Here is a 21,420-nt window from a genome sequence, read left to right on the forward strand (position 1 = left end):
CTACATCATTTCCAACCACCCCCCACTCCCGCTTGCGCACCGTACGGTCGTGTGACCCCTTCCGCGTTACCGGGGGCCCGTACCGCACCGTCCACGGTGCGGAACGGGCCCCGTTCGCGTATCCGGCTGCGTTACAGTGCTCGCATGTTCGCGCACTCGAACCAGAACTGGTGGTGGACCGCTCATTCGGCGGCCCACTGACTGCGCGTACTCCCAGACACACGCGAAGGCCGCCCGAGGGGCGGCCTTTCTCGTACCCGCGAGGCCGTTCCTCTCCGACTCCCACGGAAGGAACCACCCGCCCATGGACCTCTCCCGTCTCCTCGACGCCTCCTGCCCGCCCTTCGCGCTGCTGCGCCGGCGCACCCCGGGCCGGGACCACGACACCGTCGAGGCCCTGATCGGCCCGGTGCACGAGGCCGAGCACCTCGCCGACCTGCCGGTGGGCGGGCGGCCGGCGCTCGCCCTGGTGCCGTTCCGGCAGATCCGCGAGCGCGGCTTCGACGTACGCGACGACGGCACCCCGCTCTCGGTCCTGGTCGCCGAGGAGACGTACGAGCTGCCGCTCACCGAGGCCCTCGCGCAGCTTCCCGCCCATGCCGTACGGGTCGAGGGCGGCGGGTTCGACGTCTCCGACGAGGAGTACGGGCGGATCGTGCGCCGGGTCATCGACGAGGAGATCGGCGCCGGCGAGGGCGCCAACTTCGTCATCCGGCGCACCTACACCGGCGGGATCCCGGGCTTCGGGCGGGCCGACGCGCTGGCCCTGTTCCGGCGGCTGCTCACGGGCGAACGGGGCGCGTACTGGACCTTCGTCGTCCACACCGGTGACCGGACCCTCGTCGGCGCGAGCCCCGAGGTGCACGTCCGGATGACCGGAGGCACGGTCGTGATGAACCCGATCAGCGGCACCTACCGCTACCCGGCGGGCGCCGCGCCGACCCCCGAGGACCTGCTCGCGTTCCTGGCCGACCGCAAGGAGACCGAGGAGCTGTCGATGGTGGTCGACGAGGAGCTCAAGATGATGTGCACCGTCGGCGACCGCGGCGGGGTGGTGATCGGCCCCCGTCTGAAGGAGATGGCGCACCTCGCCCACACCGAGTACGAGCTGCGCGGGCGTTCCTCGCTCGACGTGCGCGAGGTGTTGCGCGAGACGATGTTCGCGGCGACCGTCACCGGGTCTCCGCTGCAGAACGCCTGCCGGGTGATCGAGCGGCACGAGGTCGGCGGCCGCGGCTACTACGCGGGCGCGCTCGCGCTGCTCGGCACCGACGAGAACGGGGCGCAGACCCTGGACTCGCCCATCCTCATCCGTACCGCCGACATCGGCGCGGACGGGACCCTTCGGGTACCGGTCGGTGCCACGCTCGTCCGGCACTCCGACCCGGCGGGCGAGGTCGCCGAGACCCACGCGAAGGCGGCGGGCGTGCTGGCCGCGATGGGAGTGCGGGAGGGGCGGCCGCGCGAGGAGAGCGCGGTGCCGACCCGGCTCGCCGAGGACCCGCGGGTGCGGGCGGCGCTGGACGCGCGGCGGGCCGACCTGGCGCCGTTCTGGCTGAAGATGCAGGTGCGGTCGGCGGAGCTGTCCGGCCACGCGCTGGTGATCGACGCCGAGGACACCTTCACCGCGATGCTGGCGCACCTGCTGCGCTCCTCGGGCCTGGAGGTGTCGGTGCTGCGCTACGACGAGCCGGGTCTGCGGGAGCTCGCCCTGGCCCACGAGGGCCCGGTGGTCCTCGGCCCGGGCCCCGGCGACCCGCAGGACGCGGCCGACCCGAAGATGCGCTTCCTGCGCGGCCTGACCGCGGAGCTGCTCCGCGCCCACCGGCACGGTCTGCTCGGCGTGTGCCTGGGCCACGAGCTGATCGCGGCCGAACTGGGCCTGGAGCTGGTACGGAAGCAGACCCCGTTCCAGGGCGCCCAGGTGCGGATCGATCTGTTCGGGCAGGAGCAGACGGTCGGCTTCTACAACAGCTTCACGGCGCGCTGCGACGACCGGACGGCGACGGAGCTGGCGCTGCACCGGATCGAGGTGAGCCGGGACCCGGCGACGGACGAGGTGCACGCGCTGCGCGGTCCGGGCTTCGCCGGGGTGCAGTTCCACCCGGAGTCGGTGCTGACCATGGACGGCGCGGCGGTGACGGCCTCGCTCCTGGCGGGCGTACTCGTCTGAAGGTGCTACGGGATCCGCGGGACCAGGACGTTCTCGCTGCGCCTGCCGGCCAGGTGGTCGAGGACGTTCTGGACCGTGGTGTCGATGATCTGGCCGACCGCGTCGGCCGTGTAGTACGCCTGGTGGGAGGTGACCACCACGTTGGGGAAGGTCACCAGGCGGGCCAGGGTGTCGTCCTCGATGCCCGCCAGGGACTTGTCCTGGAAGAAGAGCCCGGCCTCCGCCTCGTACACGTCGAGGCCCACCCCGGCGAAGCGGCCCGCGCGGAGTTCGCCGACCAGGGCCTCGGTGTCGATGAGGCCGCCGCGGCTGGAGTTCACCAGGATCGCGTCGTCCTTCATCGCGCGCAGGGCGGCCGCGTCGATGATGTGCTGGGTGGCCGGAAGCAGCGGCACGTGCAGGCTGATCAGGTCGGCCTCGGCGAAGATGCGGTCCTTGTCCGCGTACTTCATGCCGAGTTCCAGGCAGGCGGGGTTCTCGGCGACGTCCCAGCCGAGCAGGTGCATGCCGAAGCCGTGGGCGATCCGGGTGAAGGCCTCGCCGATCTTGCCGGTGCCGAGCACGCCGACGGTGCGGCCGCGCAGGTCGCGGCCCATCAGCCCGTCGAGCCGGAAGTCGAAGTCGCGGGTGCGGTTGGAGGCCCGGACGATGCGCCGGTTGACGGCCATCGCGAGGGTCCAGGCGAACTCGGCGACGGAGTACGGCGAGTAGTACGAGACGCGGGCGACGGTGAGGCCGAGCCGTTCGGCCACGTCGAGGTCGATGTTGTTGAAGCCGGTGGAGCGCTGGGCGATCAGCTGGGTGCCTCCGGCCGCCAGGGTCTGGAGCACCCGGTTGTCGAGGTTGGCGTTGACGCTGGTGGAGATGATCTCGTAGCCGGCGGCGATGCGCGCGGTGTCCTCGTCGAGGAAGACGTCCAGGCACCTGACGTCGTGGTGCCCTTCGAAGGCCTTCTCGATCAGCGGCTTCTCGTCCGCCTGCACGCCGAATGCCAGGATCTCCACGGGCCCTCCCGGGTTGAACGCCGAATTCGCCTCTGGGTCAGTCACCAGGAGCGAATATACGGGCCCGCCCGACGCGCGGCTGCCGGGCGGGCCCGGGTGCCTCAGGCGTCGTCGAGGCCGCGCTCTATGGCGTAACGGACGAGCTCGACCCGGTTGTGCAGCTGGAGCTTGCCGAGGGTGTTCTGGACGTGGTTCTGCACCGTGCGGTGCGAGATGACGAGCCGTTCGGCGATCTGCTTGTAGCTCAGGCCCTTGGCGACGAGCCGCAGCACCTCGGTCTCCCGCTCGGTGAGCTGCGGGGCCTTGGGCTCGTCGGCGCCGGGCGCGGGGGCGGGCTCGGAGGCGAGCCGGCGGTACTCGCCGAGGACCAGGCCCGCGAGGCCGGGGGTGAAGACGGGGTCGCCGACGGCGGTGCGGCGCACCGCGTCGATCAGCTCCTCGGTGCTGGCCGACTTCAGCAGATAGCCGGTGGCGCCGGACTTCACGGCCTCCAGGACGTCGGCGTGCTCGCCGCTCGCGGAGAGGACCAGGACCCTGAGGCGCGGGTCGGCGCCGACCAGTTCCTTGCAGACCTGGACGCCCGGCTTGAGGGGCAGGTTCAGGTCGAGGACCAGGACGTCCGGGCCGGCCGCGGCGGCCCGGCGTACCGCCTGCTCGCCGTCTCCGGCGGTGGCCACCACGTCGAGGCCCGCCTCGGAGAGGTCGCGGGCGACCGCGTCCCGCCACATCGGGTGGTCGTCGACCACCATGACCCTGACCGGCCGCTGCCCGTCCGCCTGCTGCTCGTTCAGCCGCTCGCTCACTTCGTTCCTGCCTTCCCCCGTCGCTCGCGCGGTGCGCGCGGGACCTTCAGTTCCACTTCGGTGCCCTGTCCGGGCACGGAGATCAGCTCGGCGCTGCCGCCGAGGTCCCGCAGTCTGCCGCGGATGGACTGGGCGACGCCCATCCGGCCCTCCCCCTCGGCCTTCGCGAGCCGGCCCTCGGGGATGCCGGGCCCGTCGTCCCGTACGGTCACGATCACCTCGTCGCCCCAGTCCTCGACCAGGATCCAGGCCCGGGCCCCGTCGCCGGCGTGCACCCGTACGTTGTCCAGGGCGGCGCCGACGGCCGCGGCCAGTTCACGGGCGGCCGGGGACGGCAGCGGAACGGGCGTGCCGGGGTCGGAGAGGGTGACCCTGGCTCCGGCCCGCGGGGCGAGCAGGGTGCGCAGATCGACGTCGGTGCCGGGGTCGTCGATGTCCTCCGGCTCCTCCACCAGGCGGACGACCGCGCCTTCCGACTCGTCCTCGGAGACGTACGAGCGGCGGGTGAGGCCACCGGCCACCAGGGTGCGCAGCGCGACCTCCTGCTCGCCGGCCATCCGGCCCAGCTCGGCCGCCTCGCCGCCGAGGGCGGTGCCGCGGCGCTGCACCATGGCGAGGACTTGGAGCACGCCGTCGTGGATGTCGCGGGCGAGCCGCTCGCGCTCGCGGGTGGCGGCCTCGATCTCCAGGGCGCGGGCGAGGGTGCGCTCGGAGGCCCGGGCGACCTCGACGATGTATCCGACGGCGACGGAGGCCACCCACACCAGGAGCACGTTGTGCAGGGTGTCGAGGCTGGGCTCGCCGCGCGCGACGAGGTTGGCGGCGGCGATCAGCGAGGAGGCGAAGGCCGCCCAGCGCCAGCCGCCCTTGATCGCGTACGCGAGGGCCGCACCGGCGGTCCAGATGGAGGGCAGGGTGGGCCCCTCCACGCTCTGCGCCTGCTCGTCGGCGACCGGGGTGAGCAGGATGCCGGTGAGCGCGATGGCCAGGTCGACGACCAGGAAGCGCTTGGTGCAGCGGATCGCGCCGGACACCTGCGGCAGCGTGGCCAGGGTCCACACACAGATCACGGCGAAGACGGCGACGGCGACCCACGGCCGCTCGAAGCGGTCCCGGCCGAGGACGCCGAGCAGCACCGCGTAACCCATCGTGAGCACGCGGTACCCGGTGAGCGCACGCCACAGCGGCTGCTCGACCGACATCCGCACGACCCGTTCGCGCCTGGCCATCTCCCCCACCCCCGGGCGCCCCCTCCTCCTCGGAGGGTCAGGCGCCGGACTCTTCCCGTGCCGCGATCTCGGCCTTGACGGCCTCCTTGGCGGCCTTCTCGGCATCGGCGATCTGGCGCTTCGCGGCCGTCGCGTAGATGTCCACGTACTCCTGCCCGGACAGCTTCATAATCTCGTACATGACCTCGTCGGTCACCGAGCGCAGGATGAAGCGGTCGCCCTCCATGCCCTGGTAGCGGGTGAAGTCGAGCGGCTTGCCGATCCGGATGCCCGGGCGCATCAGCTTGGGCAGGACCTTGCCGGGCGGCTGGATCTTCTCGGTGTCGATCATGGCGACCGGGATCACCGGCGCGCCGGTGGCCAGCGCCACGCGCGCGAGACCGCCGGGCTTGCCGCGGTAGAGCCGTCCGTCGGGCGAGCGGGTGCCCTCGGGGTAGATGCCGAACAGGCCGCCGCTCTCGATGACCTCGATGCCGGCCTTGATGGCCGCCTCGCCGGCGCCGCGGGCGCCGGAGCGGTCCACCGGGAGCTGCCCGACGCCCTTGAAGAAGGCGGCCGTGAGGCGGCCCTTGACGCCCGGGGTGGTGAAGTACTCCGCCTTGGCGATGAAGGTGACCTTGCGGTCGAGCACGGCGGGCAGGAAGAAGGAGTCGGAGAAGGAGAGGTGGTTGCTCGCGAGGATGGCCGGCCCCTCGGCGGGAATGTTCTCGAGGCCCTCCACCCAGGGCCTGAAGGCGAGCTTCAGGGACCCTCCGAGGGAGAACTTCATTGCGCCGTAGATCAACTCGCCATGCCTTCCGTGCCTTCCACGTGCTCGTCGGGATGACCTTATCCCGTTCTCCTCCTGATCCCGCGCTCCCCGCAGTCCTCTTCGTGCGGACGGACCTGGTCGGTGTCGGCCCGGTCGCGTACGGTGAAAGCCTTCCCCTTTTCGTCGTCGAACCCCGAACAGGAGACCCCGTGTCGGTCCTTCCTGGAGCCGAGCCCTACCGCCACGAGGGCGGCAAGGTCGGCGTCCTCCTCTGTCACGGATTCACCGGCTCCCCGCAGTCGCTGCGCCCCTGGGCCGAGTACCTGGCCGGGCACGGACTGACGGTGTCGCTGCCGTTGCTGCCCGGGCACGGCACCCGCTGGCAGGACATGCAGGTCACCACCTGGCACGACTGGTACGCGGAGGTGGACCGCGAGCTGCGCGAGCTGAGCGCGCGCTGCGAGCGGGTCTTCGTCATGGGCCTGTCGATGGGCGGCGCGCTGACGCTGCGGCTCGCGGCGCGGCACGGTGACGCGATCAGCGGCATCGTCCTGGTCAACCCCGGCAACAAGGTGCACGGTCTGGCGGCGTACGCGCTGCCGGTCGTCCGCCACTTCGTGCCCACCACCAAGGGCATCGCCAGCGACATCGCCAAGCCGGGCAACGACGAGGTCGGCTACGACCGGGTGCCGCTGCACGCGGCGCACTCGCTGCGGCGCCTGTTCCAGGTGGTCGACGGGGAGCTGCCGCAGGTCACGCAGCCGATGCTGCTGCTGCACAGCGCTCAGGACCACGTGGTGCCGCCGGCCGACTCGGCGCGGATCCTCAGCCGGGTGTCGTCCACGGACGTCAAGGAGATCGTGCTGGAACAGAGCTACCACGTGGCGACGTTGGACCACGATGCGGAGCGCATTTTCGAGGAGAGCTGGGCGTTCGTGACCCGGCTCGCCCCGGAGGCGGCTCCGGAGCCGACCGACGGGATCGGTGCGATCGGGGAGAAGGGACTCGCGAGCGGTGGCTGAGCAGCAGGACGGGGAGCGCGACCCGCAGCCCATCGACGAGGAGGCGGCGTGGGCCGCGATCGTCGCGGGGTACGGCGAGGAGCCCGCGGACCCTCCGGGCGCGCGCCCGTTCCGTCCGGACCGTCCGGTGGAGGACCTGGCGCTGCCGGACCTGCCGGACGCGCCGGACGACGGCGGGACGCCCGCGCCCGGGCGCGCCGACGCCTCCGAGTCGCCGGAGAAGCCGGACAAGTTCCGCAGGCCGGAGCCGCCCGCCGACCCGGACCGGCCCGCGCTCGGCTCGTCGATCGTCTTCGCGCCGGGCGTGGGCGTCGGCGGTCCGCGGGACTACTCGCTCGCCGACCCGGACGAGGCGGAGGCCACGGACGGGGCGGGCGGCACGGACGGCGCGGGCGGCCACGACGAGGGCCACTTCGTCCCCCCGGAGCCCCCGCCGCTCCCGGAGGCCGACACCACGACCAAGTTCGCCTGGCTCGCGGTGGTCGGCGGCCCGGTCCTGATGCTGCTCGCGGTGCTGCTCCAGTGGGACATGACCTGGTGGCTGACCACGCTGTGCGTGGGCGGCTTCCTGGGCGGCTTCGTGACCCTGGTGGCCCGGATGAAGGGCGACGACGACGAGGACGACGACGGCTTCGACGACCCGGGCCGGGGCGCGGTGGTGTAGCCGCCGGGCGCAGCCCGCGGTCAGGACGCCGGCACACGGACCACCGCCGGCACCGGCCGCCGGGCACCCTGGTTCACACCGCCGGGGCCCCAGACTCCGCCGGCACACGGACCACCGCCAGGACCGGCAGGTGGGCTGAGCCTCCCCACGCCCCCGCTCGCACCGCTCGGCGCCTGGCGCGCCTCCCGGGCTTCGGGCGGCTGCGGCGGCCTCCGACCGCCGGGCCTCGCACACCGGCCGCCGGGCACCCCTGGTTCACACCGCCGGGGCCCCAGACTCCGCCGGCACACGGACCACCGCCAGCACCGGCAGGTGGTCCGTCGCCGTGTGGAGGTCCGCGCGGGCGAGGCCGGTCGGGACGCCGCAGGCCAGGAACTCGACGCCCGGGGTGGCGAGGATCGCGTCGATGCGGCGGTCGGGGGCGGTGGCCGGGAAGGTGGGGGCGGTGCCCCAGGGGGCGGTCGCGTGGCCGTCCTGGAGCTCCTTGGTCAGGCGGGTCCAGGCCGGGCCGCCGGGGCGTTCGTTGAGGTCGCCCGCGACGATCGCGTACGGCGTGCCGAGCGCGGCCAGCCGGTCGAGGACCAGGCCCGCCTGTGCGTGGCGCTCCTGCTCGGACAGGCTCAGGTGGCAGCTGATCAGGCCGAGCCGCGCGCCGCCGAGGCGGACCACGGCGGTGGCGAGGCCGCGCCGGTGCAGCCCGGGGGTGAGCGGCAGCAGGATGTCCTCGGTGCGTTCCACCGTGGCCCGCAGCGAGCAGAGCAGCAGCGGCCCCGCGGCCGTGGCGCCGCCGCTCAGCACGAACAGCTCGCTCTTCGCGGCAAGGCGCGCCGCGTGCTTGCGCCAGCGGAAGAAGCGCGGCGCCTCCTGGACGAGGACGAGGTCGGGGGCGCAGGCCCGGATCACCCGGGCGAGGGCGTCCTCGTCGTCCCGCATCGAGCGCACGTTGTAGGAAAGGATCCGGACGACGGCCGAACCATCGGGTTCGGTACGGGAGTTGGGCAGCTCGCTGATCGCCATGCGGCCAACATAAACGCAGTGCCCGCCGCACCCCAGAGGGCACGGCGGGCACCGGCGTGAAGAGCCTGGTCAGCCCTGGCGGGCCAGGTCCGCCGCGCCGACCAGACCGGCCTTGTTGCCGAGCTGCGCCGCGAGCACCTGCGCGTGCGGCCGCCACTGGCCGCCGATCAGCCAGCGCCGGAAGGACTTGCGGATCGGGTCGAGCACCAGCTCGCCCTCGTCGGAGACCCCGCCGCCGACGATGAACGCCGACGGGTCGAACAGCGACGCCAGGTCCGCGAGACCCGCGCCGGCCCAGCGGGCGAGCTCGCGGAAGGAGTCGACGGCGACCGGGTCGCCGGCCCGCGCGGCCTCGCTGATGTGCTTGCCCTGGATGCCCTCGGGGGTGCCGTCGCCGAGGCCGAGGAGCACCGTCGCGTTCTCGGGGGTGGCGGCGGCGCGCTGCTTGGCGTACCGCACGAGGGCGCGGCCGGAGGCGTACTGCTCCCAGCAGCCCTGGCTGCCGCAGCCGCACAGCAGACCGTCCGGGACGACCCGGATGTGGCCGAACTCGGCGGCCACGCCGAAGCGGCCGCGGCGCAGCTTGTTGCCGATGATGATGCCGCCGCCGAGGCCGGTGCCGAGCGTGATGCAGATGACGTCCTCGTGGCCCTGGCCGGCACCGAAGCGGTACTCGCCCCAGGCGGCCGCGTTGGCGTCGTTTTCGACCACGACGGGGAGGCCGACGCGCTGCTCGACCTTGTCCTTCAGCGGCTCGTGCCGCCAGTCGATGTTCGGCGCGAAGAGGACGGTGGCGCGCTTGTCGTCGACGTAGCCCGCGGCTCCGATGCCGACGGCCTCGATCTGGTACCCCTTGCCGGCCTCGGAGACCGCGGCGCAGATGGCGTCGACGATGCCCTCGGGGGTCGGCGGGGTGGGCACGGTGTGGGTGTCGAGGATGTTGCCCTCCTCGTCGACCACGCCGGCCGCGATCTTCGTGCCGCCGATGTCGACGCCGATGGTGAGTCCCATGTGTCCCTCAGTTTTCGGTCGAGCCCCGCTACGGCCCACCGTACCCGAGGAGGACGCCCCTCCTGATCGCTACGGGATCACTCAGGGTCAGTCCAGGTCGATGTGCTGCCCGGATCCGGACCCGTCGTCCTTCCCTCGGTCCTTCCCTCCGTCCTTCCCTTCGCCCTTCGGCCCGGCGCCCGCGTCCGGCTCGTCCGGCTCCGTGCCGGTCGCCCGCTGCGTGTCGCCGCGGGTCCAGCGGGCCTCCTGGCCCTGGACGGCGGTGCGGTAGGCGGCGAGCAGTTCGTTCCCGGCGGCGGCGAGGTGGTCGAAGACCTGCGGGTTGCGCTCGATGACGGGCTCGACGAGGGCCTTCGCCTGGTTGACGACCTGGTGGACGGTCGCGGCGGCCTGCCCGGCGGTGGGACCGGCGAGCGGTCCGCCGAGCACGCCGGAGACCTTGTCGGCGACGGCCTCGAAGAGCTTGCGGAACTCCTCGGCCGGGCTGCCGGGCTCCTCCCCGCGGGCGGCGCGGCGGCGGGCCTTCTCGGCCTCCAGGTCCTCGGCGCAGGCCCGGGCCCAGGCGTCCGAATCGCTCATGGCGTACTCCTTACGGGCTTCTACGGTCGACGGTACACGCCCCGGTACGGCTCAGGGAGCGGTCCTCGGCCACAGTCCGGGGTCCGGCGCGAACCGGATCCTGAGGTCGCCGTCGACGAGTCCGGCGCCGGTGACGGTGCACCGGCGCAGTACCGGCGGCAGCGGCACGGCGCGGCGGAACGGGCCGACGGCGAGGAGGAGTTCGTCCCCGCGGCGGACGAGCGAGAGCCTGTCCTTGACGGCGCCGGGCAGCGGGACGTGCCAGACGAGGATGCCGTCGGTGTCGCGCCGGTCCTCGACGGTCCAGGGGGTGGGGGCGGTCGGCTCGCCGACGGGTGCGGCGAGGAGGACCAGGTCCTCGGCGCCGCGCGGGGCGCGCCCGAGGTGCGGCAGCTCGTGCAGGGCGGGGTGGAGCGCGCGGAGGGCGGCGAGGTGCTTGTGCTGTTCGGCGGCGAGGCCGGCGAACCAGGGGTCGGGCGAGTCGGCGGGCAGCATCTGGTTGGCGACGACGGTGTCCAGGGCGAGGCCCTGGAGGGCGAGCCCGAGCCGGGCGGTGCGCAGGGCGTCCTCGGCGGCGGGGCCGGGGGCGAGGACGAGGCGTACGGCGGTGTGCGGGGAGTCGATGACGTCCTGGACGGCGGCGAGCTCGGTCTCCCAGCGTGCGGTCGTCTCGTACAGCCACTGCGCGGGCAGGGGTACGCCGGCGAGCTGGGCGAGCATCGGGCGCAGCGCGCGGGCGGCCTGCCGTTCGGGCGGCAGGAGCCGGCGCAGATAGCGGCGCAGCTGGGCGGGGAGGGCGAGCAGGGCGAGGGCCTCGCGGACCGGCGGCAGCTCGACGACGACGAGGTCCCAGTCGTCGGCGGCCGCGTCGCGGATCGCCCGGAGCAGGGCGACCTGGCCGCTGCCGGGGAGCTCGGTGAGCTCGGCGTCCTCGAAGGGCGCGGCGCCGAGGAGGTCGAGCGCGGTGGCGGAGCGCGCCTGGAGGGCGAGGAACTCGTGCCGGAAGTCGGCGGCGGGGTCGGGCACGAGCAGGTGAAGGCTGCCGGGCGCGGTGGCGAGGAGTCCGTCCGGCCCGGCAGGGCCCAGATCCAGGCCCCGTGCCTCCTCCGCCACCAGCAGCACCCGCCGCCCGCTCCGTGCCTCGGCGAGCGCGGTCCCCGCCGCCACGGAGGCCCGCCCGGCCCCGCCGGCCCCGGTCACAAGAATGATCCGCATGCGCCGACGGTACCGGTGCCCGCCGACAGCCCCGACGGGCCCGGGGAGCCCCGGAGGGGGCTCCGGAACTACTTCGGGGACTCGACGCGCTTCTTCAGGCCCGCGAGCGCGCGGTCGATGATGACCTTCTCCGCCTTGCGCTTGATCATGCCGAGCATCGGGATCTTGACGTCGACCGTCAGCTGGTACGTGACCTCGGTGGCCGCGCCGCCCGACGCCGGGGCGAGGCGGTAGGAGCCGTCGAGGGCGCGGAGCATCTGGGACTTGACCAGGGTCCAGGAGACCTCGTCGTCGCCGGTCCAGGTGTACGCGAGGGTGTGGTCGTCCTTGATCGCGCCGGCGTCGAGCACCAGGCGGACCTTCTCCGCGCGCCCGGCCGCGTCCTTCTCCAGGACCTCGGCCTCCTTCACCTCGCCCGTCCACTCGGGGTAGCGGGCGAAGTCGGCGATGACGCTCATGACCTCGGCCGGGGCCGCCTCGATGGTGATGCTCGAGCTGGTGTGTTCCGCCATCGCGGGGGCTCCTCGTATGGACGCGATCCGTGTCTCCGTATCTGCCTGAAGGCTATCGCGCCGTTGTCGCGGCGCTGTCACGGCGGGTCCGTCACCACTCCAGGGTCCACGGGCGTCCGGTCGCCGCGAAGTGCCCGACGTTCACGCACTCGGTCGCACCGACCCGCATCCGGCGCACCAGCGGCTGGTGGACGTGCCCGAAGAGGGCGTACCGCGGGCGGGTGCGGCGGATGGCGTCCAGGAGGGCGCGGCTGCCGCGCTCGAAGCGGCGGGCGACCGTGTCGTACGTGAGTTCCGGCAGGTCCGGCGGGATGTGCGAGCACAGCACGTCGACCTCGCCGAGTGCCTCGACCTTCGCCGCGTACTCCTCGTCGGAGATCTCGTACGGGGTGCGCATCGGGCTGCGCAGGCCGCCGCCGACGAAGCCGAAGACGAGCCCGCCGATCTCGGCCCGCTCGCCGTCCAGGACGGTGGTGCCGGGCCGGGCGTACTCGGGCCAGAGGCCGGGCATGTCGACGTTGCCGTAGGTGGCGTACGTGGGCGCGGGCAGGGCCGCGAACATCTCGGCGTACTGGCGGCGGACGGCGGACTCGATCGCGGTGGCGCGGTCGATGCCGAGCTCGCCCCAGAGCCTGCGCCCCAGGTCACGGGCCTCGTCGAAGCGGCGGGCGGTGCGCAGCTCGACGAGCCGGTCGGCGTTCTCGACGCCGAAGAGGTCGGGGAAGATGCCCCGGCTGTGGTCGGCGTAGTCGAGGAAGAGCACCAGGTCCCCGAGGCATATCAGGGCGTCGGCGCCCTCCCCCGCCTTGGCGAGGGCTTCCGTGTTGCCGTGCACGTCGCTCACCACATTGATCCTCATGGACTCACCCTAGGGCGTCGGACCTGCGGTTACTTGGGAGTCGGGAAAGGGGTCGACTAGTGTGCGACGAGAGTGGCCACGCTTGTGTGACGCATGGAACATCTGCCCTGGACCCCCTATCGGGAACCACGTACTGATGGGTAACGTCCGGGCAGTCCACAGTCGTGCTCCCCCACCGAGCACCCTGCCCGATCATGGACCGCACCGGTGCATCACACAGAGCCGTGGCGCCGGAGCCCGATGAGGAGCAGCAGTCTTGCGCGAGTTCAGCCTTCCGGCCCTGTACGAGGTCCCCACGGACGGCAACCTGACGGATCTCATCCGCCGCAACGCCACCCAGCACCCAGACGTCGCCGTCATGGCGCGGAAGGTCGCGGGCACCTGGACGGACGTCACCGCCAAGCAGTTCCTCGCCGAGGTACGAGGCGCTGCGAAGGGTCTGATCGCGGCCGGCGTCGAGCCGGGCGACCGGGTCGCCCTGCTGTCCCGCACCCGCTACGAGTGGGTGCTGCTGGACTTCGCGATCTGGAGCGCGGGCGCGATCACCGTGCCGGTGTACGAGACCAGCTCGCCCGAGCAGATCCAGTGGATCCTCGGCGACTCCGGCGCCTCCCTCGCGCTGGTGGAGAGCCCCGCGCACCAGGCCTCGGTGGAGTCGGTCCGGGCGGGTCTGCCGGCCCTCAAGGACGTGCTGCAGATCGAGGACGACGCGGTGGCGCGGCTGACGGCCGACGGCGCGGGCGTCTCGGACGAGCTGCTCGACCAGCGGATGTCCACGGCGAACGCGGACGACCCGGCGACGATCGTCTACACCTCGGGCACCACCGGCCGCCCCAAGGGCTGTGTGCTGACCCACCGGGCGTTCTTCGCCGAGTGCGGCAACGTGGTCGCGCGGCTGAAGCCGCTGTTCCGTACGGGCGAGTCCTCGGCACTGCTGTTCCTGCCGGCCGCGCACGTCTTCGGCCGGCTGATCGAGGTCGGCTGTGTGATGGCGCCGATCAAGCTGGGCTGTCTGCCGGACATCAAGACCCTCACCGACGAGCTGGCCTCCTTCCAGCCCACGATGGTCCTCGGTGTCCCGCGGGTCTTCGAGAAGGTCTACAACGCGGCCCGGGCGAAGGCGCAGGCCGACGGCAAGGGCAAGATCTTCGACAAGGCGGCGCACACGGCGATCGCCTACAGCCGGGCGCTCGGCACCCCGCAGGGCCCGTCCTTCAGCCTGAAGCTGAAGCACAGGATCTTCGACAAGCTGGTGTACGGGAAGCTGCGCGCGGTCCTCGGCGGGCGCGGCGAGTACGCGATCTCCGGCGGCGCGCCGCTGGGCGAGCGGCTCGGGCACTTCTTCCGCGGCATCGGCTTCTCGGTCCTGGAGGGCTACGGCCTGACGGAGTCGTGCGCGGCGACCGCGTTCAACCCGTGGGACCGGCAGAAGATCGGTACGGTCGGCCAGCCGCTGCCCGGTTCGGTGGTGCGGATCGCCGACGACGGCGAGGTGCTGCTGCACGGCGAGCACATCTTCACCGGCTACTGGAACAACGAGGCGGCGACGGCGGAGGCGCTGGCGGACGGCTGGTTCCACACCGGTGACATCGGCACCCTCGACGAGGACGGCTACCTCGCGATCACCGGCCGCAAGAAGGAGATCCTGGTGACGGCGGGCGGCAAGAACGTCGCCCCGGCGGTCATCGAGGACCGGATCCGGGCGCACGCGCTGGTCGCGGAGTGCATGGTGGTCGGCGACGGGCGCCCGTTCGTGGGCGCGCTGGTGACCGTCGACGAGGAGTTCCTGGCCCGCTGGGCGGCCGAGCACGGCAAGCCGGCCGGCTCGACCGCGGCGTCGCTGCGGGAGGACCCGGAGCTGATCGCGGAGATCCAGCGTGCGGTGGACGACGGCAACGCGGCGGTCTCGAAGGCGGAGTCGGTGCGGAAGTTCCGTATCCTGTCGGCGCAGTTCACGGAGGAGGCGGGGCACATCACCCCGTCGCTGAAGCTGAAGCGCAATGTCGTGGCGAAGGACTTCGCCGACGAGATCGAGGCGATCTACAGCGCCTGACGCTTCGTCGAACGCCCCTGGCGGGCCCGGATCACGGGCCGGCCGGGGGCGTTCGCGCGCGTCAGGCCCGGAACGCCCAATTCCGCTCACACGACGTGAACGTCCCCGAACGACCCGAAAGGAAGCCATGCGGCTCAAGCGCACCGCCCCCGTCCTGGGCGCGACCCTCGCCTCCCTCGCGTCCCTCGTCGCCCTCACCGGCTGCTCCGGCGACGGCTGGGGCGAGGACGCCGGCCTGCCGGCGGCCGGCGATCTGGCGGCCCTCGAGAAGCTGGTCTCCGCGCACACCACGTGCAGCGACCTGCGCCGCAGCTCCGGCGGCCCGCTGTCCGAACAGGCCGCGGACCCGGCCTGGGCGGTGAAGGAGCGCGCGGTGTGCGGCGACGACAGCAGGGACACGGTCACCCTGCTCACCGTCTCCGACATGGAGAAGTTCCAGCAGGCGAACAAGGCCGCGGCGGCCCACGGCAAGGGCGTCCGGGTCCTCCTGGGCCAGAACTTCGCCCTGTCGACCGCCGACACCCCGACCGCCCGCGCCCTGCTGAAGGCCGACGTCCTGCTCTTCACCTGCGACAAGGACTTCAAGGTCCCGGACGGCTACCGCAACGAGAAACTCCTGGTCGACGGCTGCGCACTGACGGACTACCTGCCGGCCTGAGCGACCCGCCGAGAACCCCCTACAGAAGTTCCCGGAGGCGCTCCGCCAGGAGGTCCCAGCGCCATTTCTCCTCGACCCACATCCGGCCGCGTTCGCCCATCCTGGCGCGCAGTTCGGGGTCGAGGAGGAGGGTGGCGACGCGGTCGGCGGTGTCCTGTGGGACGCCGCCGCGGACCACCCAGCCGGTCTCGCCGTCGAGGACGGCGTCGGGGGCGCCGCCCGAGTCGCCGGCGACGACCGGGAGGCCGGTCGCGGAGGCCTCCAGGTAGACGATGCCGAGGCCCTCGACGTCGAGGCCGCCGCGGCGCGTACGGCAGGGCATCGCGAAGACGTCGCCGGCGCCGTAGTGGGCGGGGAGCTCGGACCAGGGGACGGCGCCGGTGAAGCGGACGGAGCGGGACACGCCCGTACGGGCCGCGAGGGCGTGCAGCTCCTTCTCGTACGGGCCGCCGCCGACGATCAGGAGGACCGCGTCCGGCACCCGGCGCAGGATCTCCGGCATGGCGAGGATCAGGGTGTCCTGGCCCTTGCGCGGCACGAGCCGCGAGACGCACACGACGACCGGGCGGTCGCTGAGCCCGAGCCGCTCGCGTACCTCCACGCCGCCCGAGTCGGGGTGGAAGGTCTTCTCGTCGACGCCCGGCGGCAGCTGCGTCATCCGGCCGGCCGCGGCCGGCGTGAGCGCCGAGGCGATCCGGGAGCGGGTGTACTCGCCGAGATAGGTCAGCGTGTCCGTGCCCTCGCCGATGCGGCGCAGGAGCTGCCGGGCGGCCGGCAGCTGCGCCCAGCCCGCCTCGTGCCCGTGCGTCGTGGCGACGAGCCGCTTCGCGCCCGCGCGCCGCAGCGCCGGACCCATCAGGCCGAGCGGCGCGGCGGCGCCGAACCACACGGACTCGCAGCCGTGTTCCTTCAGCAGCGCCGTCGCACGCGCCGTCACCCGAGGAGTGGGCAGCAGCATGGTGGTGCGATCGCGGACGACCGTGAAAGGCTGGTCCGCGTCGAACGCGGCGGTCGCCTCGATCCCTTCGCGGCTGCGCTTCCACGTGGAGGCGTAGACCACGATCCGCTCGGGATCCAGGCGCAGCGCCATGTTGTGCAGGAAGGCCTGGATTCCGCCCGGACGGGGCGGAAAGTCGTTCGTTACGATCAGGGTCTTGTGCATCGTGGCCGACAGTACCGCGATCGCGCCCCGAGCCCGGCACCACCACCCTCCGCCCCGGCGGACCGACAGGACAGGAACAGGACAGGTATGGCGGGCGCAGTGGGCACGGTGATACGTGACGGCCTCGCGGGGGCACGTGCCGGACGTCTCACGCAGATGCTCGGCCTGTGGGGCTTCACCCGGGTACTGATCCTGCTGACCGTCTTCAAGGTCGTGGTGATCCCCGGCCCCGACGTCACGAGCGACGTCGAGGAGATCTACCAGGGCTGGTACGAGGTGCTGCGCACCGGCACGTACCCGCTGGACGACGTCACCTGGCAGTACCCGCCGGCCGCCGCGCTCGCGATCCTCTCCCCCGCCCTGCTGCCCTTCCTCGGCTACTCCGCCGCCTTCTTCGTGCTCGCCCTGTGCTGCGACGCGCTGGTCTTCGGGCTGCTCAGCTACGCGGGGCGGCGGCGGGGCCGGTCGATGCGGGGGGCGTGGCTGTGGCTGGCCGGGGTGCCGCTGCTCGGCCCGACCGCCTACTGCCGGTACGACCTGATGGTGACCGCGGTGGCGGTGGCCGGGCTGCTCGCGGCGCTGCGCAGCCCGGTGGTGCTCGGCGCGCTCGCCGGTCTCGGCGCGACGCTGAAGGTCTGGCCGGTACTGCTGCTCGCCGGCGCCGCGCGCGGCCGGGCGGCGTTCCGCTCGGCGTTCTCGGCGGCGGGCACCGGGGCCGGGGTGGTGCTCGCCTGCGGGCTCGCGGCACCCGGTGCGCTGGCCTTCCTGGGCTTCCAGCGGGACCGGGGCACCGAGATCGAGTCGCTGGGCGCGCTGCCCTTCCACGTGGCCGTGCACTTCGGCTGGCCGGGCGAGGCGCGGATGAACTACGGCTCGATCGAGTTCCTCGGCCCGGGTGTGAAGGCGGTGTCGACGGCGGCGATGCTGCTGACGGTGGCGGCCTTCGGCTGGCTGCTCGTGTGGTGGGTCCGGGCCCGCCGCCGGACGGTCTCGACGACGGCGGACGCGGCCTTCGTGGCGTTGCTGCTGTTCACCACGACGAGCCGGGTGATCAGCCCCCAGTACATGATCTGGCTGGTGGGTCTGGCGGCGGTGTGCCTGGTCTACCGGGCGAGCCGGATGCGGATGCCGGCGCATCTGGTGCTGTGGGCGACGGCGGTGACGCAGTTCGAGTTCCCGGTGTGGTTCTCGCACGTCGGCCACAGCGACCCGCTGGGCGTCGGCCTGCTCCTGATCCGCAACGCCCTGCTGGTCGCGGCCACCGTCTCGGCCTGCCGGATCCTGTGGCACCAGACGGTCACGGAACCGCGCCTGGAGGCCGCCACGACCGCGGCCCCGGCCCGGCTGCCGGCTCAGGCGGACCGGGAGAGGGACCGGGTCTCGGTCTCCTCCTGAGCCCGGGCCCGGGCCGCGGCCCGCGCGGTCCGGCGGCGCAGCAGACCGAGAGCCGTGCACTGGGCCGCCATGGCGAGGGCCATGGCCAGGCAGATCCCGGCGAGCCCGAGGGCGGCCGAGAGCGCGTACGCGAGCGGGAGCTGGAGCAGGACGCCGGCGACGGTGATCCTGGCCAGCTTCGGTGAGTCGCCGCTGCCCTCGAAGACCCCGGAGAGGGCGATGAACCCGGCCATGAGCAGCAGATACGGGCCGATGCAGCGCAGGAACAGGGCGCCGGCCGCGGCGACGTCGGGCTCGGCGCCGAAGCCGCGCATCACCGGTCCGGCGGCGAGCAGCAGCAGGACGGCCGCGCCCGTGCCGAGCAGCCCGGCGAGGGCGAGGGCCTGCCGCCCGACGGCCTCGCGCTCGTCGCTTCCGCCGCCCAGGAGGTGCGCGGTGTGGATGGCGGCGGCCTGCTTGACGGCGTAGAAGGCCATGGTGGCGAGGTACATGGCCTTGGTGGCGATGCCGTAGGCGGCGATCTCGGTGACGCCGAGCCGGGCGACGACGGAGACGAGGGCGAGCGTGCCGCCCATGCGTACGACGAAGTCGACGGACATGGGCAGGCCGAGGGCGGCGGTGCGGCGCAGGGCGGTCACGGTGGAGGCGGCGGTGCCACCGGCCGGGCGGGCCGCGCGGGCGGCCTTCAGAAGCGCGTTGCGGCGCAGCGCGAGCAGTCCGGCGGCGAGGGCGGCGGTGCGTCCGACGACGGTGGAGACGGCGGCGCCCCGGACCCCGTACGCGTGGACGAGGAACGGGTCGAGGACGAGGATCAGGCCGTTGGCGAGGAAGGCGAGCCGCATGGGGGTGCGGGTGTCGCCGGTGCCCTTGAGGACGCCGTCCAGGACCGTGGTGGCGAAGAAGACGGCCGTGCCCGGGAGCGAGATCGCGAAGTAGGCGGTCGCCAGGCCGTGCGCGGGGTGGCCGGAGCCGCCGAGCAGCAGCGCGGCGAGCGGGTCGCGCAGCAGATAGCCGCCGAGGGCGACGGGCGGGACGAGCAGGGCGCCGAGCGCGGCGCCGCCCCGTACGGCGGAGCGCAGCGCGCCGGGGTCGTCGGCGCCTCTGGCCCGGGCGACGAGCACGGTGGTGCCGGAGGCGGCCATGAGGACGACGCCGAGCAGCAGGTTCTCGACGTTGGTGGCCACGGCGACGGCGGCGACGGCGGCCCCGCCGAGCCGGGCGACCCAGACCATGTTGATGATCCCGGCGGCGACTCCGGCGAGGAGTTCGAGGTAGACGGGTCCGGCGAGCCGGACGAGCGTGCGGCGGTGTTCCTTCACGGCGATCACGGATGAAGCCCCCCTCTTTTCGAGATACCTCGGATAGAGGTATCTCGAAAAGAGATAGCATGACGGCGGACAACGCGACAAGCGCGAAGGAGTGAGCCGGTGCTGGAGCTGACGATCCTGGGCTTCCTGTACGAGCGGCCGCTGCACGGCTACGAGCTGAAGGAACGCATCCAGGGCCTGAGCGGCCATGTCCGGCCGGTCAGCGACGGCGCGCTCTACCCCGCGATCACCCGTCTGGTGAAGAACGGCCTGGTCGACAGCCGGACCGAGCCGGGCACCGGCGCGGCCCCGCGCCGCACCCTGTCGCTGACCGGGGCCGGCCGGGCGGACCTGTTCGCCCGGCTGCGCGCGCCCAAGGACGTCGAGATCTCCGACGGCCAGCGCTGGTTCACCCTGCTCGCCTTCCTCGGCCGGCTCCCCGACCCCGCCGAGCAGGCCGCCGTCCTGCGCCGCCGCCAGGCCTTCCTGGACGCGCCGACCAGCTTCTTCTACGAGGAGGGTGCCCCGGTCCGCGCGGAGCAGGAGCCGGATCTCTTCCGCCAGGGCATGCTCCGGATCGCCCGCGCCACGGGCACGGAGGAGAAGGCCTGGCTCACCGAGGCCCTGGCGGAGCTCGACCGGCGGTCTCAGGAGGACACGCCCCGGACTTAGGGCGTGCCCTGGCCCAGCCGGTCCCGCAGAAACGCCCGCCAGTCCGCCGTGAAGGCCTCCGGCGTGGTGTCCAGGACGTCCTGGAGCGCCTTCTCGACCGCGCCCTCGCGCCGCGGATGCGCGCCGACCGCCCGGTAGAAGTCGGTCAGCTTCGCCTCGCCCCAGCGTTCGGCGACCATCGCGCAGGCCAGCCAGCCGCTCTCGTAGGCACGGGCCATCGCCTCGCCGTCGCCGCCGAAGGCGAACTCCTTGTCGTCGGGCAGCCCGGCCGGGGTGTTCCCGGCACGCACCGCTCGGGCGAGTTCCGGGGCGGCCTGGGCGGGGGTGCGGCCGGTGCCGCGGTAGGCGACCCAGTCGGCGAAGCCCTCGGAGAGCCAGACCGGGGTGGCCGCGCCGGTCTGGGCGCGGGTGGCCACATGGGTGGTCTCGTGGGTGAGGACGAAGCCGCGGCCGAAGTCGCCGAGCACGCCGTACGCGTCCGGGTTGACGATCACCCGGTCCGCGGGGGCCTTCGGGCCGCCGCCGATCTGGCCGGTGGTGACGGCGGCGATCCCCCGGTACGAGCCGGCGGGCGCGGCGAGCAGGCGGCCCATGCCCTCCACGGAGGCGGGGACGAGGACCACGACCCGGCCCGCCCAGGGCGAGGGCCAGGCCTCGGTGACGGCCGGCACCGCCCGGTCCGCGGCGTCGGCGATCTCGCGCAGCCGCTCCCGGCTCTGGCCCACCCCGAGGACCAGGCTGCGGTGCCCGGTCACGGTGGTGACCGCGCCCTGCTCCCACAGCTGCTGCGGGGCGCCGTCGGCGGCGCGGTCACCGGTCACGTACCAGCGCCCGTCCTTCTCGGCGAGGTCCAGGACGCGTTCGGTGGTGGCGGGCCCGGAGTCGTACCCCTTGATGCGGTAGCCGAACTCGGCCCGCGCGGTGGCGCGCCCGGGGCCGTCCGGGGTGACGCCGGTGACCCGGTAGTCGAGCCCGTCCAGCGGAATCGTCGCGAGCCGGTCGAACTCGGTGCGCGCGGCGGGCACGAGGGCCGGGTCCAGGCCGGCGAGATAGCCGGCCTCGTCCCGGTGGAGCAGCGCGGCGGCGTGCCGGTCGAGCAGCCGCTGGATCTCGGCGCGGGCCGGGGCCCCGGGTCCCGCGGAGGTGCAGCCGGCGAGGACGAGCACCCCGGTCAGCAGGCACGCCACCGCCCCGCGCCGCGCTCGCCCGCCCTGACCTGCCACCCCACGATCGTACGGGGCGCCCAGGGGACGCGCCGGAGGCGAGCGGGCGGCGAAGGGCCCCGGGAACCGGCCGGAAGCGCCCCGGGAACCGGCTGGAAGGGCCCCGGAACC

21 protein-coding genes are annotated in these 21,420 nt (G+C 73.4%); 8 read left to right on the forward strand and 13 right to left on the reverse strand.

The window, feature by feature from the left end; translation table 11 throughout:
- Nucleotides 1-144 precede the first annotated feature (144 nt).
- Together AB0C73_RS30185 and AB0C73_RS30190 are read left to right on the forward strand one after the other, a co-directional pair.
- Nucleotides 145-201 (forward strand): trp operon leader peptide, encoded by a 57-nt coding sequence (locus tag AB0C73_RS30185; RefSeq protein ID WP_362536492.1) that lies wholly within the window; start codon nucleotides 145-147, stop codon nucleotides 199-201.
- A 103-nt stretch (nucleotides 202-304) separates the two neighbouring features.
- Entirely contained in the window at nucleotides 305-2,173 is a 1,869-nt protein-coding gene (locus AB0C73_RS30190) for an anthranilate synthase family protein (RefSeq protein WP_362536341.1), read from the forward strand.
- Nucleotides 2,174-2,178: 5 nt separating this feature from the next.
- Here the strand turns inward: AB0C73_RS30190 and AB0C73_RS30195 are convergent, their stop codons facing one another.
- From AB0C73_RS30195 to AB0C73_RS30210, 4 genes are all read right to left on the reverse strand, one after another.
- A complete protein-coding gene (locus AB0C73_RS30195; RefSeq protein WP_362536343.1) occupies nucleotides 2,179-3,177 on the reverse strand; it encodes a 2-hydroxyacid dehydrogenase in 999 nt (332 codons plus the stop codon).
- A 101-nt stretch (nucleotides 3,178-3,278) separates the two neighbouring features.
- Complete coding sequence (locus AB0C73_RS30200) at nucleotides 3,279-3,926, reverse strand: response regulator transcription factor (RefSeq protein WP_362536494.1); 648 nt, start codon at nucleotides 3,924-3,926, stop codon at nucleotides 3,279-3,281.
- 50 nt (nucleotides 3,927-3,976) lie between these two features.
- Nucleotides 3,977-5,209, reverse strand: coding sequence for a DUF5931 domain-containing protein (locus AB0C73_RS30205; RefSeq protein ID WP_362536345.1), 1,233 nt, complete (start codon nucleotides 5,207-5,209; stop codon nucleotides 3,977-3,979).
- A 37-nt stretch (nucleotides 5,210-5,246) separates the two neighbouring features.
- Complete coding sequence (locus AB0C73_RS30210) at nucleotides 5,247-5,993, reverse strand: lysophospholipid acyltransferase family protein (RefSeq protein WP_362536347.1); 747 nt, start codon at nucleotides 5,991-5,993, stop codon at nucleotides 5,247-5,249.
- 176 nt (nucleotides 5,994-6,169) lie between these two features.
- Between AB0C73_RS30210 and AB0C73_RS30215 the strand changes: the two genes are divergently transcribed.
- Nucleotides 6,170-6,982, forward strand: a complete 813-nt coding sequence (locus tag AB0C73_RS30215; protein ID WP_362536349.1) for an alpha/beta fold hydrolase — start codon at nucleotides 6,170-6,172, stop codon at nucleotides 6,980-6,982.
- Nucleotides 6,975-7,646, forward strand: coding sequence for a hypothetical protein (locus AB0C73_RS30220; RefSeq protein WP_362536351.1), 672 nt, complete (start codon nucleotides 6,975-6,977; stop codon nucleotides 7,644-7,646). The genes AB0C73_RS30215 and AB0C73_RS30220 overlap by 8 nt, the downstream gene beginning before the upstream one ends.
- Before the next feature lie 255 nt (nucleotides 7,647-7,901).
- Here AB0C73_RS30220 and AB0C73_RS30225 read toward each other — a convergent pair whose 3' ends face one another.
- The 6 genes from AB0C73_RS30225 to AB0C73_RS30250 all read right to left on the reverse strand — a co-directional run bounded on the left by AB0C73_RS30225 (nucleotide 7,902) and on the right by AB0C73_RS30250 (nucleotide 12,839).
- A complete protein-coding gene (locus AB0C73_RS30225) occupies nucleotides 7,902-8,663 on the reverse strand; it encodes an endonuclease/exonuclease/phosphatase family protein (protein WP_362536353.1) in 762 nt (253 codons plus the stop codon).
- A gap of 69 nt (nucleotides 8,664-8,732) precedes the next feature.
- The gene (locus AB0C73_RS30230; protein ID WP_362536355.1) at nucleotides 8,733-9,674 is read right to left on the reverse strand and encodes an ROK family glucokinase; all 942 of its coding nucleotides are present in this window, start codon (nucleotides 9,672-9,674) and stop codon (nucleotides 8,733-8,735) included.
- A gap of 87 nt (nucleotides 9,675-9,761) precedes the next feature.
- Entirely contained in the window at nucleotides 9,762-10,253 is a 492-nt protein-coding gene (locus AB0C73_RS30235) for a DUF5304 domain-containing protein (RefSeq protein WP_362536357.1), read from the reverse strand.
- 51 nt (nucleotides 10,254-10,304) lie between these two features.
- On the reverse strand, nucleotides 10,305-11,468 hold the full coding sequence (locus AB0C73_RS30240) for an ArsA-related P-loop ATPase (protein WP_362536359.1): 1,164 nt from the start codon (nucleotides 11,466-11,468) through the stop codon (nucleotides 10,305-10,307).
- Nucleotides 11,469-11,536: 68 nt separating this feature from the next.
- Nucleotides 11,537-11,980: an SRPBCC family protein gene (locus AB0C73_RS30245; protein ID WP_362536360.1), complete on the reverse strand. Its 444-nt coding sequence runs from the start codon at nucleotides 11,978-11,980 to the stop codon at nucleotides 11,537-11,539.
- Between the two features lie 91 nt (nucleotides 11,981-12,071).
- On the reverse strand, nucleotides 12,072-12,839 hold the full coding sequence (locus AB0C73_RS30250) for a metallophosphoesterase (protein WP_362536362.1): 768 nt from the start codon (nucleotides 12,837-12,839) through the stop codon (nucleotides 12,072-12,074).
- 256 nt (nucleotides 12,840-13,095) lie between these two features.
- On the opposite strand from AB0C73_RS30250, the gene AB0C73_RS30255 reads away from it, so the two are divergent.
- Nucleotides 13,096-14,892, forward strand: a complete 1,797-nt coding sequence (locus AB0C73_RS30255) for an AMP-dependent synthetase/ligase (RefSeq protein ID WP_362536364.1) — start codon at nucleotides 13,096-13,098, stop codon at nucleotides 14,890-14,892.
- Between the two features lie 127 nt (nucleotides 14,893-15,019).
- Nucleotides 15,020-15,550 (forward strand): hypothetical protein, encoded by a 531-nt coding sequence (locus AB0C73_RS30260; RefSeq protein ID WP_362536366.1) that lies wholly within the window; start codon nucleotides 15,020-15,022, stop codon nucleotides 15,548-15,550.
- Between the two features lie 19 nt (nucleotides 15,551-15,569).
- Here AB0C73_RS30260 and AB0C73_RS30265 read toward each other — a convergent pair whose 3' ends face one another.
- Entirely contained in the window at nucleotides 15,570-16,712 is a 1,143-nt protein-coding gene (locus AB0C73_RS30265) for a glycosyltransferase family 4 protein (RefSeq protein ID WP_362536368.1), read from the reverse strand.
- Nucleotides 16,713-16,868: 156 nt separating this feature from the next.
- Here AB0C73_RS30265 and AB0C73_RS30270 point away from each other — a divergent pair, with 156 nt between their 5' ends.
- A complete protein-coding gene (locus AB0C73_RS30270; protein ID WP_362536496.1) occupies nucleotides 16,869-18,107 on the forward strand; it encodes a glycosyltransferase 87 family protein in 1,239 nt (412 codons plus the stop codon).
- On the opposite strand, the gene AB0C73_RS30275 is transcribed toward AB0C73_RS30270, so the two are convergent.
- Nucleotides 18,065-19,432, reverse strand: a complete 1,368-nt coding sequence (locus AB0C73_RS30275; protein ID WP_362536498.1) for an MATE family efflux transporter — start codon at nucleotides 19,430-19,432, stop codon at nucleotides 18,065-18,067. The two genes, AB0C73_RS30270 and AB0C73_RS30275, sit on opposite strands and share 43 nt — an antisense overlap.
- A 102-nt stretch (nucleotides 19,433-19,534) precedes the next feature.
- Here AB0C73_RS30275 and AB0C73_RS30280 point away from each other — a divergent pair, with 102 nt between their 5' ends.
- Nucleotides 19,535-20,086 carry a PadR family transcriptional regulator gene (locus AB0C73_RS30280; RefSeq protein ID WP_362536370.1) on the forward strand — a complete coding sequence of 184 codons (552 nt, stop codon included), beginning with the start codon at nucleotides 19,535-19,537 and terminating at the stop codon, nucleotides 20,084-20,086.
- On the opposite strand, the gene AB0C73_RS30285 is transcribed toward AB0C73_RS30280, so the two are convergent.
- Nucleotides 20,083-21,309 (reverse strand): hypothetical protein, encoded by a 1,227-nt coding sequence (locus tag AB0C73_RS30285; RefSeq protein ID WP_362536372.1) that lies wholly within the window; start codon nucleotides 21,307-21,309, stop codon nucleotides 20,083-20,085. The two genes, AB0C73_RS30280 and AB0C73_RS30285, sit on opposite strands and share 4 nt — an antisense overlap.
- Nucleotides 21,310-21,420: the final 111 nt, after the last annotated feature.

Origin of the sequence: Streptomyces sp. NPDC048623 (assembly GCF_040650755.1) — a bacterium.
In the GTDB taxonomy this organism is placed as follows: Bacteria; Actinomycetota; Actinomycetes; order Streptomycetales; family Streptomycetaceae; genus Streptomyces.